Annotated in this window: 12 protein-coding genes and 1 tRNA gene; 6 read left to right on the forward strand and 7 right to left on the reverse strand. The window is 61.7% G+C overall.

The window, feature by feature from the left end; genetic code table 11:
* Positions 1-47 precede the first annotated feature (47 nt).
* On the reverse strand, positions 48-1,448 hold the full coding sequence (locus tag BH682_RS11010) for a zinc-dependent metalloprotease (protein WP_003942352.1): 1,401 nt from the start codon (positions 1,446-1,448) through the stop codon (positions 48-50).
* Between the two features lie 123 nt (positions 1,449-1,571).
* Here BH682_RS11010 and BH682_RS11015 point away from each other — a divergent pair, with 123 nt between their 5' ends.
* Complete coding sequence (locus BH682_RS11015) at positions 1,572-2,594, forward strand: YlbL family protein (RefSeq protein WP_075832876.1); 1,023 nt, start codon at positions 1,572-1,574, stop codon at positions 2,592-2,594.
* A gap of 26 nt (positions 2,595-2,620) precedes the next feature.
* Here the strand turns inward: BH682_RS11015 and BH682_RS11020 are convergent, their stop codons facing one another.
* The gene (locus BH682_RS11020; RefSeq protein WP_083954661.1) at positions 2,621-3,223 is read right to left on the reverse strand and encodes a PPA1309 family protein; all 603 of its coding nucleotides are present in this window, start codon (positions 3,221-3,223) and stop codon (positions 2,621-2,623) included.
* 174 nt (positions 3,224-3,397) lie between these two features.
* Here BH682_RS11020 and BH682_RS11025 point away from each other — a divergent pair, with 174 nt between their 5' ends.
* Positions 3,398-6,313: a UPF0182 family protein gene (locus BH682_RS11025; protein WP_223304448.1), complete on the forward strand. Its 2,916-nt coding sequence runs from the start codon at positions 3,398-3,400 to the stop codon at positions 6,311-6,313.
* Between the two features lie 90 nt (positions 6,314-6,403).
* On the opposite strand, the gene BH682_RS11030 is transcribed toward BH682_RS11025, so the two are convergent.
* Complete coding sequence (locus BH682_RS11030; RefSeq protein ID WP_019747833.1) at positions 6,404-6,958, reverse strand: transglycosylase family protein; 555 nt, start codon at positions 6,956-6,958, stop codon at positions 6,404-6,406.
* A 450-nt stretch (positions 6,959-7,408) separates the two neighbouring features.
* Here BH682_RS11030 and BH682_RS11035 point away from each other — a divergent pair.
* A tRNA-Met gene (locus BH682_RS11035) sits at positions 7,409-7,482 on the forward strand.
* A 73-nt stretch (positions 7,483-7,555) separates the two neighbouring features.
* Positions 7,556-8,332, forward strand: coding sequence for an esterase/lipase family protein (locus tag BH682_RS11040; protein ID WP_075832880.1), 777 nt, complete (start codon positions 7,556-7,558; stop codon positions 8,330-8,332).
* Positions 8,333-8,336: 4 nt separating this feature from the next.
* Here BH682_RS11040 and BH682_RS11045 read toward each other — a convergent pair whose 3' ends face one another.
* From BH682_RS11045 to BH682_RS11060, 4 genes are read right to left on the reverse strand one after another with little or no spacing between them, the layout of a single operon-like run.
* The gene (locus BH682_RS11045) at positions 8,337-8,981 is read right to left on the reverse strand and encodes a GntR family transcriptional regulator (RefSeq protein WP_007731273.1); all 645 of its coding nucleotides are present in this window, start codon (positions 8,979-8,981) and stop codon (positions 8,337-8,339) included.
* A gap of 47 nt (positions 8,982-9,028) precedes the next feature.
* Entirely contained in the window at positions 9,029-10,099 is a 1,071-nt protein-coding gene (locus BH682_RS11050) for an isopenicillin N synthase family dioxygenase (protein WP_075832881.1), read from the reverse strand.
* Positions 10,096-11,001, reverse strand: coding sequence for an ABC transporter permease (locus BH682_RS11055; protein WP_007731277.1), 906 nt, complete (start codon positions 10,999-11,001; stop codon positions 10,096-10,098). The genes BH682_RS11050 and BH682_RS11055 overlap by 4 nt, the downstream gene beginning before the upstream one ends.
* The gene (locus BH682_RS11060; RefSeq protein WP_003942349.1) at positions 10,998-11,780 is read right to left on the reverse strand and encodes an ABC transporter ATP-binding protein; all 783 of its coding nucleotides are present in this window, start codon (positions 11,778-11,780) and stop codon (positions 10,998-11,000) included. The genes BH682_RS11055 and BH682_RS11060 overlap by 4 nt, the downstream gene beginning before the upstream one ends.
* A 251-nt stretch (positions 11,781-12,031) precedes the next feature.
* On the opposite strand from BH682_RS11060, the gene BH682_RS11065 reads away from it, so the two are divergent.
* Together BH682_RS11065 and BH682_RS11070 are read left to right on the forward strand one after the other, a co-directional pair.
* Positions 12,032-13,222 (forward strand): nitrate ABC transporter substrate-binding protein, encoded by a 1,191-nt coding sequence (locus BH682_RS11065; protein ID WP_083954749.1) that lies wholly within the window; start codon positions 12,032-12,034, stop codon positions 13,220-13,222.
* Between the two features lie 15 nt (positions 13,223-13,237).
* On the forward strand, positions 13,238-14,215 hold the full coding sequence (locus BH682_RS11070) for an isopenicillin N synthase family dioxygenase (protein WP_075832883.1): 978 nt from the start codon (positions 13,238-13,240) through the stop codon (positions 14,213-14,215).
* The last annotated feature ends 18 nt before the right edge of the window (positions 14,216-14,233 follow it).

The following is a 14,233-nucleotide window of genomic DNA, read 5'->3' on the forward strand; positions in this document are numbered from 1 at the left end:
CACAGGCAGTCATCGCGGCTGATCTGCGAAAATGTGTCGAGAAGAGATTACTTCTCTTCGTCGTCCTCGCGGGTCTTGTCCATCGCTTCCTCGGCCGCACGCTCTTTTGCCACTACGGCTTCGAGCTGGGCTATCGGGTCGTCGAAATTACCGGCTTCGCCGGCGCCGAGGACACGGGCGACAAATCCGTCCGGTGCGTCGAGATCGCTCGAATCGGGCATCAGGTCGGGATGCGACCAGACGCCGTCGCGAACGTCCATACCGGCTTCCGCAGTGAGCTTCTGCCACAACCCGGCCGCTTCGCGGACCTTGCGAGGACGAAGTTCTAGTCCGACCAGCGTCGCAAAGGTCTGTTCGGCGGGGCCGCCGGTAGCGCGGCGACGCCGCAACGTCTCACTCATCGCGGCAACACCAGGCAGTCGCTCGCCGAGTGCGGCGGTGACGACCGTCTCCACCCAACCCTCGACCAGCGCAAGCAGAGTCTCGAGACGTTCGAGAGCGGCTTTCTGCTCCGGTGTGTTCTGCGGCTCGAACGTGCCCTGCTGCATCAGCGCTTCGAGCTTGCTCGGATCGGTGAGAGCGGATGGATCGAGGTCCTTGGCGAATTCTTCCATCGCCGAGAAGTCCATGGTGATTCCGCGGGCGTATTCCTCCACTGTCGCGAGAACACGCTGGCGCAGCCACGGAACGTGACTGTAAAGACGCTGATGAGCGGCTTCCCGCGCGGCGAGGAACACCAGAACTTCCTGATGCGGCTGTTCGAGACCCTCACTGAAAGCCTGAACCGCAGCCGGGAGAAGGGCCGCGGTGCCTTCGGGGCCGAGGGGCAGGCCGATGTCAGTGGAGGAGAGCACCTCGGTGGACAGTTGGCCGAGTGCCTGGCCCAATTGCGAGCCGAACGCGAGTCCGCCCATCTGCCCGAGCATGCCCAGCATCGGGCCAGCCATCTGCTGTGCTTCGGCCGGAAGTCCTTGGACCCACATGCCCGCTACCTTCTCGGCCACCGGATCACAGAGTCGCTTCCACGTGTCGATCGTGTTGTCGAGCCAGTCGTTCGGAGTCCACGCAAGAGTGCGGCTCGCTCCGGCAGGGAGCGTTGTCGCGGCGTCCAGCCACATCTCGGCCAGGTGCGCGGCGTCGGCGATCGCCTTGACGTTGCCCTCGGTGATCGGTGTGACCGATCCGATCTGTTGGCGTGCCAGCTTCTTGGCGATGTCGTAGTTGACCGGGCCGGACGTACCGCCCTGGCCCATCGACGAGCCCATTCCGCTCAGCATCTGCCCGAACTGGGTGAGCATCTGGCCGAGCTGAGCCGGATCGAATCCCTCACCGCCCGCGCCGAACCCGAACGGCATGTCACCACCCCCGAACGGATTGCCACCCGCCGCGTTCTTGTCGCGATCGGGATCGTCGTCGGAGTTGGAGAAGCCGAACGGCATATTGCTCATACCTCAACGGTACAAGGCTCGAGCGGTCGGAGTCGCCCTCCGAGTCACGCTGACGGCGAACACGCACGGCGCTCAGGCGGTGCGATCGGTGCTCCGGAGCCTTCGCGCTTTACTCTGGATCAGGTGAATCGACGGATAGTGACGCTCTTGGCCGCACTCGCACCCATCGTCGTGTTGGGAGTCGTCGGAACAATGGTCACTGTTCCTTATGTCGCACTCGGTCCGGGCCCCACCTTCAACACGCTCGGCGACGTCGACGGTAAGCCCGTCGTGGACATCCAGGGGACCGAGGTCGATCCCACCGACGGCAACCTCAACATGACAACGGTGTCGGTTCGCGACGGCCTCAACATCTTCGAAGCGTTCGGACTGTGGGCGAGTGGCAGCAACGGACTCGTCCCTCGCTCGGAGATCTATCCACCCGAGAAGTCGAAGGAAGAGATTCAGCAGGCCAACACCGCCGACTTCCAGCAGTCCGAGGACAGTGCCGAGTTGGCGGCACTGCACTTTCTCGGCAAGCCGGTGTCACTGACTGTTTCGAAGGTGACCCCGGACGGTCCCGCTGCGGGTGCCCTGCAAGAAGGCGACGTCCTGGTCAAGATCGGCGACACTCCGGTAACCACCATCACCGGCGTTCAGGACACGGTCGGTGCGATCGCGCCCGGCACCGCGATCGACGTCACCGTCCTACGTGAGGGTGTGGAGACCGTTGTGCCGGTCACCGTCGGGGCGCGGCCCAACAAGCCCGAATCGGGTTACCTCGGCGTCACACCCAACGAGGTCCCGGACGTTCCCTTCACCGTGCAGTTCAATCTCGCCGACATCGGCGGTCCTTCTGCCGGACTGATGTTCACACTGGCCTTGGTCGACAAGCTGACTCCGGGGGAGCTCAACGGTGGAAAGTTCGTGGCCGGAACGGGCACCATCGACTCCGACGGCGAGGTCGGTCCGATCGGCGGCATCAGGTACAAGTTGATCGCCGCGTCCCAAGCCGGTGCTGAGACCTTCCTCGTGCCGGCCCAGAACTGTGACGAGGCGAAACAGAATGCGCCGGACGGGCTTCGACTCGTCAAGGTCGACAACCTGCCCGGCGCAGTGGACTCACTCGAGAGCCTCAACACGGGCGGCGACGCACCCCGCTGCTGAAAGCTGCCTGGCCGCCGACGACTCTGTCAGTCTTCTTCGACCTCGTCGAGCGTCGCGTACAGGGCGTGCACGAGGTGAGGTGCAAGACCGTCGTAGGTGAGCAGTTCCAAGTCACCGTACGGATCCGCATCCTCGTCGGGACGCATCTGTAGGAGCGACAGCGAGGGACCGTCACGGAGCACGCCGACGAACAGTCGAGCCTCGCGTCGATCGGGATGCGCGTTGGCCGTCAGCCGCGCGACCTCGTCCGCCGCGTGCTGATCGGTCAACACCGGCGCCGTGGCGTGGTCGAGATCCGATTCCGCCTCGGGCGGCAGGACGACGATCTCCTGCACCAGGATGCAACCCTGCACGGACTCGGGCCAATGCGTCGTCGCCAGGAACTCGTCGAGTGCCCGTGAACCGCCGATGATGTCCTCGGGAAGCGATTCCTGTTCGATCGGTGTGTATTCGGCGCCCTCGGCGAGTTGGTCGAGCAGTCCGGGTTCGGCCGCGGCGAGCATTTGGGTGGGTACCAACGCGTACAGCTTCGGAGGCTGATCCCAGCCTTCGGCGTCGATGTGGTCGACAACTTCATGAACGCACCGGGCGAGGGCACTCGGTGATCTGCTCATATTCTCTTCACTCACGCGTTCATCCTCCCACCTTCTGTCCGGCTCCCCGCTCTCCGTGTTGTCAACCCGTGACCGTTGTTACGTAGAGTGGTCGGAAACGGCCAAGTCCACTCGGGCGTGGCCGCAGTGATCGATGCAATCGGTTGCGACGCCACGGCGTCGCCAAATCTTGGAGCGTGGCACGTGGGCATGCGGCCCCCCGCAGGTTTACCCTCTCTGTCCAGACGCAGTCGAATCTTGTTGGTGGTGGCTGTCGTAGTGGCGGCCTTGCTGCTCGTGGGGCCGCGACTGATCGGCATGTACACGGACTGGTTGTGGTTCGGCGAAGTCGGCTTCCGCGGTGTCTTCACCAAGGTTCTGCTGACGCGATTCGTGCTCTTCCTGGTCGTCGGAATGGTCGTCGGCGCCATCGTGTGGCTCGCGATGCTTCTCGCGTACCGCGCACGCCCGGTGTTCGTCCCGGTCTCCGGACCCAATGATCCGATCGCGCGCTACCGCACCACCGTCATGTCGCGTCTTCGTCTTTTCGGCGTGATCATTCCGGTAGCGATCGGCATCCTGTCCGGTCTCATCGCACAGGCCAACTGGGTCACTATCCAGTTGTTCCTCAACGGCCAGGCTTTCGGGATCACCGATCCTCAGTTCAACTTGGACGTCGGCTTCTACACGTTCGATCTGCCGTTCTACCGTTTCGTTCTGAACTGGTTGTTCGTCTCGATCCTGCTGGCTTTCGTGGCAAACCTGGTCACCCACTACGTTTTCGGTGGAATCAAGTTGGCCGGGCGCAATGGGACGTTCACCACGGCCGCTCGTATTCAGCTGGCTGTCATCGCCGGCACCTTCGTGCTCCTCAAGGCGGTGGCGTACTGGTTCGATCGGTACTCGTTGATGTCGAGTAGTCGTAAGGAACCGACGTTCACCGGTCCGGGCTTCACCGACATCAATGCGGTTCTGCCGGCGAAGCTGATTCTGTTGTCCATTGCGGTCATCTGCGCCTTGGCGTTCTTCGCCTCGATCTTCACGCGGGATCTTCGGATACCGGCCATGGCGGTCGCTCTACTGGTTCTTTCGTCGGTCCTCGTCGGTGCCGTCTACCCGATGATCGTCGAGCAGTTCTCCGTCAAGCCCAATGCGGCGCAGAAGGAGAGCACGTACATCGAACGAAACATCGAAGCGACCCGTCAGGCGTACGGGATCACGGAAGAAAACGTCGACTACGTCGACTATCCGGGAGTTGGCACCAAGCAGCCCCAGGACGTTCCGGCCGACCGGACCACGATCGCGAACACCCGACTGTTGGATCCGACGATCCTGTCGCCGACGTTCACCGCTCAGCGTCAGCTCAAGAACTTCTACGGGTTCCCGCAGACGCTTAACGTCGACCGCTACGAACAGGACGGCCAGTTGCGCGACTTCGTTGTCGCAGCGCGTGAGCTGTCGCCGAACAACCTTTCCGGGAACCAGACGGACTGGATCAACAAGCACACGGTCTACACGCACGGCAACGGTTTCGTCGCGGCCCAGGCGAACGAAGTCACGGCCGTGCAGGGCGACAGTCAGAACAACACCGGTGGTTACCCGATCTACTCGGTCAGCGACCTGACGACCACGCCCGAGAACGAGAACCTCAAGGTGGACAATCCCCGGTCGTACTACGGCGAGGTGATCAGCCAGTCGGACGCCGATTACTCGATCGTCGGTTCCGTCGACGGCGAGGGACCACGTGAGTACGACACCGACACCTCGAAGTACACCTACACCGGTTCGGGTGGTGTCTCGATCGGCAACTGGTTCAACCGTCTTGCATTCGCGGCGAAGTACACCGAGCGCAACATCTTGTTCTCGAGTGCAATCGGCTCGAACTCGAAGATCATCTTCAAGCGTGATCCGAAGGAAAGGGTCGAGGAGGTCGCGCCTTGGCTGACGACCGACGGCGCTGCCTACCCGGCAGTGGTCGACGGCAAGATGCAGTGGATCATCGACGGCTACACCACCGCCCAGGACTACCCGTACGCGCAGCGCAGTTCGCTCGACGGGTTGGTCGAGGACAGTATCGACCAGACGACTGGGCGCCTCATTCCGCGTCAGGAGTTCTCCTACATCCGCAACTCCGTGAAGGCCACGGTCGACGCGTACGACGGCACTGTCACGCTCTACCAGGTCGACGAGCAGGATCCGGTTCTGAAGGCGTGGATGGGAGTCTTCCCGAACACGGTGAAGCCGAAGAGCGAAATCTCGGACGACCTGCAGGCGCACTTCCGGTACCCGGAGGACATGTTCAAGGTTCAGCGAGAGATGCTGGCGAAGTACCACGTCGACGATCCGAGTGAGTTCTTCACCAACAATGCGTTCTGGTCGGTTCCGAGTGATCCGACGATCGACACGTCGGCCAACCAGCCGCCGTACTACGTGCTGGTGGGCGACAAGGACACCGCGAAGGCGGATTTCCGTCTGACCAGTCCGATGGTCGGGTTCAGTCGTGAGTTGCTGTCGGCCTACATCTCGGTGGCGAACGACAAGGAGAACTACGGCAAGTTCACGGTGCTGCAGTTGCCGACCGATACGCAGACTCAGGGTCCGCAGCAGGCTCAGTCTGCGATGACGTCGGATTCGCGTGTTGCTTCGGAAGTGTCACTGCTCAAGCAGTCGAACAAGATTCAGTACGGAAACTTGCTGACTCTGCCGATTGCCGAGGGTGGAATCCTCTATGTCGAGCCTTTGTACTCGCAGCGAAACTCGCAGAACGCGTTCCCTCAGTTGGCGCGTGTATTGGTGAGCTTCAGCGACACCAACGGCATTCGGATCGGTTATGCACCGACCGTCTCCGAGGCGATCAGTCAGATTTGGCCGGGCGCAGGTTCGGCAGCGACGGTCACCCAGCCGGCACCCGATCCGGATACCGGAGCGCAACCGGAAACGCCGACTACTCCGACGGCACCGGCCCCGCCGGCTTCTTCGGATGACGTCACGAAGGCGCTGGCCGAGGTCAATTCGGCAATGGCGGCATTGAAGTCGGCGCAACAGAGCGGTGACTTCACCAGCTACGGTGCTGCGCTCGACCGCCTGCAGAAGGCTGTTGACGCGTACCAGGCGCTGCCGAGGTAAGCGGCGTCGGTTCGTGAAATAGCAGAAGGCCCACCATCCGATCGGATGGTGGGCCTTCTTGTGTGCTCAGGTGAAGCTGTATGAGCTGAATCAGCGCAGTGCTGCAACGATCGGTGCGTTGGCATCGGAGAGCTGCTGGAACTGTGCGGCGAATCCGTACTGGCCGGCGAGGTCACGAGCGGTGTCGTAAGCCTGCTGTGCGGCGGGCTTGAGCTCGGCCGGGATTTCGACGGCGGGAGCAACTGCGGGTGCCTCGGCGACGGGAGCCGGTGCTGCGGCGGGAGCCTCTTCGACTGCCGGCTCGCTCGCGACGGTCAGACGCTGGCCGCAGACGGGCCATGCGCCGGGGCCCTGGCTCTGCAGGGTGTTCTCGGCGACGCGGATCTGCTCTTCCTTGGAAGCGTTGGCGGGCGAGCCGGTGCCACCGTTGGCGGTCCAGGTGCTCTGCGAGAACTGCAGGCCGCCGTAGTAGCCGTTTCCGGTGTTGATGTTCCAGTCGCCACCGCTCTCGCACTGTGCGACGCCGTCCCAGTTGTGGGTGGCTGCGGAAGCGGTGCCGGTGCTCATGGTGAGGGGCACTGCGACAAGTGCGCCGGCTACTGCCAATGTGCCGAATGCACGCTTGCTGATGCTGGTGTACGTCATGTCGGGGTAAATCCTCTCCGCGCTTGCTGACATCGGCGGGCCTGCGGGTCGGCGATGATGCTGACTTTCCCGGGCGCTTGTCTCTCCGTGTCTCTGCCCCTCGAAGGTTTCGGGGGTTCCGATCCCGCGGGGCAGAGTGGAGCAGCGGCGGGTCGGCGTTCGCCCGGTTGATTCGGGCCGGGACCGACCGTACGGGAGCGCTGAACGAGGGTCGATTCGCGATTTTCCGGACCACCTGGTCTTCTCCCATCCAGGATTTTCGGCGTTTGTGCTGGTAGAGCCTTTCCGATGCCGTTTCGAGGTACGTTCGTTACATGCTTGTTATGTGTTGATGCTCACGGGCATTTTGTGAACCCAGTCACCCGATTCTTCGACTTTCAGGCGTGTATTTCGCTCCAGCGCAGGCGATTTGCGTTCCGTTCATCTGCTCGTGTAACTTTGTCAATGCATCGCGGGGTGGAGCAGCTCGGTAGCTCGCTGGGCTCATAACCCAGAGGTCGCAGGTTCAAATCCTGTCCCCGCTACTAGAAAAGGACCGCCGCACTGGATTCCAGTGCGGCGGTCCTTTTTTGTGCGCAGCCGTCGTAGGGTGGCGACGTGCGACTCTCGAAGATTCTTTTGGCGATGGCGGTGACTACTTCGCTGGTGGCCACCGCTCTGGCGTTCTCGGCAGGAAGCGCTGCCGCCGGTGGGCGGATCACCGATGCGAAGCGCGTGGTCTTCATCGTTCCAGGGCAGCAGCTCTACAACTCGGGAGAAACGCACCAGGCGACCTACCGCGCCCTCGACGAGGCACTGAGCGCTGCGGGCTACGAGACACACTTCGTCGACGCACCCGGCAAGATGATTGCGGCCGACGCCGAGCTGATTGCCGATTCGATTCGCTCCTACGCTGCCGGCGCTGACTCCGTCGGGGTGATCGCGCACAGTGCGGGTGGACTGAGCTCCCGGTACTACGCGAAGTTCCTCGGTGGCTCCGAAGTAGTGGATTCATTCGTTGCCATCGGTGCGCCGCAGTACGGTAGCCCCGGTGGCTGCGTACAAGGCCCTGCCGACGGTTACGACACCTGCATGTTCTCCGAAGTTCTCACCAAGCTCAATGCCGGTGAGGACACTCCTGGATCTGCCTACTATTCGGTGGTGCAGAGTTCGGGCGAGTGGGCGGACGGTCGGTTGGACGGGGGCCAGTGCAGGGTGTACGTCGATGGCGTTCCCGGGGCCGGAACCGGAGGAGACCACCTCACCGAGCTCGAGCATCCAGAGGTCATCTCGGGAGCGATCAGCGCTTTGGGGCGCGACTGTGTCGGTACGTTCGTGGACGAGAACGACGGCGACATCACCTGGCCTGACACACTGTTTCCGTCATTTCGGTAAAGCTTCAGGTCCGGGTTGTTCGGACGAGTAGCCCGGCTACGTGTGCGCTCGCGGCAGTCCTCGCCCCCAAGGCGTCACCCGATTCGATGGCCGCGACTATACGTGCGTGCTCGGTGACGGCGATCCGCCGATTGAGCTCGAGGCTCCACATGTCCGAACGGTAGAGGTGTGACTGACCATCCAGACGATGCAGGGCTTCGCTGAGCGGGTGATTGCATGCAGTCTCACGAATCAAGGTGTGGAACTCGAGGTCGAGCTTCGAATCCCGACGCTGATCCGGCGGGCTCTCGAGAAGTTCGCGTTGCACCTGCACCATCTTGTTCAGCTGTGACACGGTTTCGTGCGTGGCATTGGCCGTCGCATTGAACGCCGCGAGACCGTCGAGTACCTCACGCACCTCGAAGACCGCGCGCAGAGACTCCGCGTCCAGCGAATCGACTTTTGCACCCGCATTCCGTGTGTGGACGGCGATGCCCTCGTAGATCAACTGCTGCACGGCCTCGCGGACCGGCGTTCGACTGACATTGAGCTTGCTCGCCAGCGCGGGAACACTCAGTGGTGTCCCCGGCGCCAGCTCGCCCGAAAAGATCAGTTCGCGAAGCGTCTCGTGCACGGACTCAGTGAGCAAAGCTCGTTCGGTGGTGGTCATCTTGTCCTCACTTCGATCCTGCACGATATCGACGGTACCCGGGAGCGTTATCCAGCGGCGCGCACCCGGTCAGCGCTGCGACTGTCGACGTCGGGCGCCGTCGCGCCTTTCAGTCCGGCCACTTTGGCCGCGATGTTCTCAGCGATCGTGATCGGCGGGTATCCCACTTCGCCCGGTGTGAGAGTCCCTGGCAGTGCTTCGATGACGGCGTCGTAGTTCCCGTCGAAAAAGAATGCGGCAGAGCGACGTCGGATGATCTGACCATCGACGATAGGTGGGTCGACTCGGTGCACTGTCGAGCGCCATCGGTCGTTCGTCCAGCGTGCCATCGCGTCGCCGAGGTTGATCAAGAGTGCGCCGTCGGCAGGTTGGACGTCGTGCCATACGCCGTCGGCACTCAGAACTTGAAGGCCCGGAACTTGATCTGCCCACAGGATGGTCAAGATTCCGAAGTCGGTGTGAGCGCCCATTCCCGTCATGTCGCCGGAGATGCGGATCTCGCCCTCGGGCAGTGCGTAGTTGTTCATCTTCATCGCGTCGATCGAATGGTCGAGCATCGAATCGAAGTACCCGGGCTGCAATCCGAGAGCGTCGGTAAAGGCGCGCATCAGGATTCGTGCCAAGCCCTGGGCATGACGGAAATACTCTTCGATTGCCGGTCGGAATCCGGGCGCGGCCACGGGCCAGGTGTTGGCGGCGTAGCTGGACTCGGGTAGGTCGACGCCCGGATAGTCGCTCACCTCTGTGCCCACGACTATTGCTTCGTAGAAATCGTTCATCTGGTTCGCAGCGGCGACGCCCAAGCTCATGCTGAGTGATTCCGATTTCGGTGGTGAGTAGCCGCGGTTCTCGGACGAGGGACGGCGATAGTTGTTCTTCACCGTCAGTGGGAGAGCGAAGAACTCGTCGAGAGCGTCGGCCAGACCGGCGGTCGCCGATCGTGGAATGCTGTGTCCGACAATCTGTATGAATCCGACCTCCCGGCACGCGCGATCGAGTTGAGCTGCCACTTCCGCACAGGCAGTGCTGTTGGTGGCGTTTGCAACCGCTGCCTCGCCGCGGAGGTACGGGCTGATATCGATCGTAGGGATTTCGAAGACAGGAGTTTCGTGGGTCATTTAAAGTCCTTGCGGCCGGACGTGTGCCACTTACCGACGAGCACACGTGAGAGGAATCCAAAGGCAGAGAAGACGAGGACACCGAACACCGACGCGATCACGATCGCGGCGATCAGATCCTCGGACTGAAGGCGGCTTCGGTAGACGTCGAGCAGGGTCCCGATACCGGGTTGTCCTTTGGCGAAGAACATGTCGCCGATGATGGCACCGACGACAACAAGGCCGGAGGCGGTGCGGATGCCGGTGAGAATGGCCGGCATTGCCGCTCGCAGTTCGAGTTTCACAAGTCGATCCCAACGCGAGGCGCGGCCGAGGGTGAAGAGTTCGTGCAGTCCGCGATCGACCGATTGCAATCCGAAGTGTGTGTTGGTGATGATCGGGAAGGCTGCGATGAGAACGCACACCAGGGTGCGCGCGGTCATGCCGTAGCCGAACCAGAGCCCGATGAGGGGGACGATGGCGAGGATGGGAATGACCTGCAGCACAACGGCATAGGGATAGACGATCCGCTCGATCCACTTGGCCTGGCTCATCAGCACGCCGGTTCCGACGCCGACTGCCACCGCGACCACGAAGCCGACCAGTGCTACCTGTGCCGTCACTGCGAGGGCTTCGAGCATGGGAGAGAGGTGTTTCCAGTCGAGTAGCGACTTTGTCAGTACTTGACTCGGCGGCGGAAGGAGAAATCGACGTTCCGGGGAGAGAACGAGGTAGCTGACGATCGACCACGCTGCGACCGCGCCGGCAAGTGAGAGCAGCGGATAGAGCAGGAAGGTGCCGAGCGCTCTCATTCGCGAGGGCCGTCCGGGCTGTGACTGTGCTCGCGCGGCGGTCGCAGAATCAGTGCGAACGGCGGAATTGCGTGCGGTGGTGCCCTGTTGCACTGCAAGGACTTCGGTCATCGTGAGCTCCCATGGAGACTGGCCGAGATCTCGGCGACGTGTTCGGTGTATCGGGCGTCGTAGCGCAGTTCCGGGCTACGCGGGTACGGGAAATCGATGTCCACGACCGAATGGATTCGTCCGGGCCGGGCGGTCATGACGACCACCTTGTTTGCGAGGTACACGGCCTCGGATACCGAGTGCGTGATGAACATCGAGGTGAACCCCTTGTCGGTGTAGAGCCTTTGCAGCTCTACCTGCATCTCCAGTCGTGTCATCTCGTCGAGAGCACCGAAAGGTTCGTCGAGCAGCATCACAGCAGGTGCGAGGGTGAGCGCACGCGCCAACGAGACGCGCATCTTCATTCCGCCCGACAACGCGTTGGGCAGTTGTTTCGCGAAGTCCGCCAGTCCCACTGCGCGAATTGCCTCGTCGGCGCGCAATTTTCGGGCTGCTTTGTCGCCGCCACCGAGTTCGGCGGACAATTCGACGTTGGCCTGCACGGTTCGCCAGGGGAGGAGAGTCGGCTCCTGGAAGATGAAGCCAACTGATTCGGTGTCGAGGGCAACCGCGCCGCTGGTCGGTCGCTCGAGGCCGGCCGCCATGCGCAACAAAGTCGACTTGCCGCAGCCGGAGGGTCCGACCACGGCGACGAAGTCTCCTCGCTCCACGTTCAGATCGATGCCGTCCAGCGCGACAGTGCCGGTATCGAACTTCTTGACGACATCGGAAAAGACCATCTGCATCGGTGCGGTGAGCTTGCGAGCGTCGGCATCCTGCATCGTGTTCGCGAGTTCCATCTGAGCCTCCGGTTCAATAGTGCATGCAAAAGTTCTTCAAGATGTATGAACCATCTTGAATTGCATGTATGTCGCCTAGATTGCTGAATGTAAATGTGAGGTGACATTGCAGGTGAAGCGAGAATCCTGGCGCGCGTTACCTGATGGAAACAACTAGTCGATTGCATGTAATCCATGTGCTGCAGAGTGTGCACATCGGATCACCCTTCCTGGTTCGCCCACATCCCAATTGTTTTCACGAAGGAGACGCTGTGTATTCAAATCGCAAGGTGCATTCCAATCGCAGAAGTGTGGGAGCGGCCGGCGCGGCACTGGCCATGTGTGCAGCCATCGGATTGACTGCGTGCAGCTCCAGTGAGGCTGAGACGGCCAAGGCTGAATCTCTCGAACCAGCTGCCGAGGCTCAGAACCTAGCGGGTCTCTGTCCGGAAAACGTTGTGGTTCAACTCCAATGGCAGCCACAGTCGGATATGGGAGCGCTCTTCGAGATGCTTGGTCCCGGCTATTCGGTCGACACCGACGACAAGTCCGTCAGCGGGACTCTTGTCGCCGGAGGGAAGGACACCGGAGTCGACTTGACCTTGCGGGCCGGGGGACCGGCAATCGGGTTCCAATCCGTCAGCTCCCAGATGTACGTCGACGATTCGATCACTCTCGGCTTGGTGCACGGCGATCAGGTGATCGCGGCAGCGGCAAGTCAGCCCGTTGTGGCCGTCACGCCATTGCTCAAGTACAGCCCGGCAATCCTCATGTGGGACAAAGAGTCTCATCCGGAATGGGCGAGTGTTGCCGATATCGGCAAGTCCGACGCGAGTGTCGTCGTTTCCAAGGAGCAACTGTTTCCGCAGTGGCTCGTGGCGAAAGGCCTACTGAAGCAGTCTCAGCTCGACACGAGCTACGACGGAGCTCCCTCGCGATTTGTCGGTGACCCGACCATCGCTCAGCAAGGATTCGCGAATTCGGAACCGTACACGTACGAGAAGGAGACGCCAGCGTGGGACAAGCCGGTTTCCTATGACCTGCTGAAAGATTCGGGTTTCGACATCTACGCGTCCAATGTTTCCGTTCGTGCCGACAAGGTCGAGACACTCTCCCCGTGTTTGAGCAAGCTGGTTCCGATCATTCGGCAGGCCACCGCGGACTACATCACTGCGCCGGATACGGCGAATGCTGCCATTGTCGACGTCGTCTCGCAGGACGTGTCGTTCTCTCCCTACACCGAGGGTGAAGCAGCGTTCAGTGCCCAAGTCTTGAAAGAGAAGGGCCTGATCGCGAACGAGGCGGACGGATCCGTCGGCACGTTCGACATGACGCGAGTCGCTCACACCGTCGAAGAACTGAAGCCCATCCTGAACGCCGGGGGTGCGGCGATACCGCAGTCATTGACTGCAGAAGAGATCTACACCGACAAGTTCACCGATCGGTCCATCGGAATCCGCTGAAGGAGCTGACAGCAAATGACGTACGACATGACAGAACTCAACCGCGAGACCCGCATGGGTGGCCTGGGCACGGAGACCACCGACCGCGAGGTCCGAAGAATCGATCTCTCGGATTTCGAGAACCGGCGCAGCGAGATCGCCGAGGAGTTGTGGTCGGCAGCGACCGACATCGGATTCTTCCAAATCGTCAATCACGGGATCGATCTGGACCAGGTCCGCGAGGCTTTCGCGGCGGCCGAGCGATTCTTTGCACTGCCCACCGAGGTCAAAGCGCAGTATCCGCTCAAGAAGGGTTTCAACTCCGGCTGGGAGAGCATGACGCAGGTGCGTCCGTCCATCGGAACACCTGATCAGAAAGAGTCCTACCAGGTGACCCGCCCGCATATGGGTGATCTGTGGCCCACTGCAGACGAATTGGGCGGATTCCGCGAAACGATCCTGGACTTCGAAGCCAAGTGCTGGGGCATTGCGATGGACCTGTTGTCGTGCTTCGCCGAGAAGCTGGGATTCGAACGAGACTTCTTCACCAGGGCACATGACCCGTCGGTGGACACCTACCAGAGCACACTGCGACTACTCCACTACTTCCCCCTTGCCGCCGACGCAGATGTCGAAGGGATGTGGCGTGCCGGAGAACACACCGATTTCGATTGCCTGACATTGCTTTTCCAGCGTGACGGTCAGGGCGGCTTGCAACTGTGCCCGGGCAAGGAGATGGACACCCAGGAATGGACGTCGGTGGTGCCGGCTGAGGAAGCAATCACCTGCAACATCGGCGACATGCTGATGAGATGGAGTGATGACGTCCTGCCGTCGAATTTTCATCGAGTCAAGAGTCCCGGAGTCACCGACTATCGGGGAGCCCGCTACAGCCTCGCGTTCTTCGCTCAGGCGAACCGCGACGTGACCATCGAGGGGCCGGCGGGCAAGTACCCGCCGATCACTGCCGAGGACTACATCGACCAGCGAGTACGCGCGAACTTCGCGCGTTGATCCGTATCCGTTCCGTCA

It is taken from the genome of Rhodococcus sp. YL-1 (genome assembly GCF_001942025.1).
Classification (GTDB): domain Bacteria; phylum Actinomycetota; class Actinomycetes; order Mycobacteriales; family Mycobacteriaceae; genus Rhodococcus_F; species Rhodococcus_F qingshengii.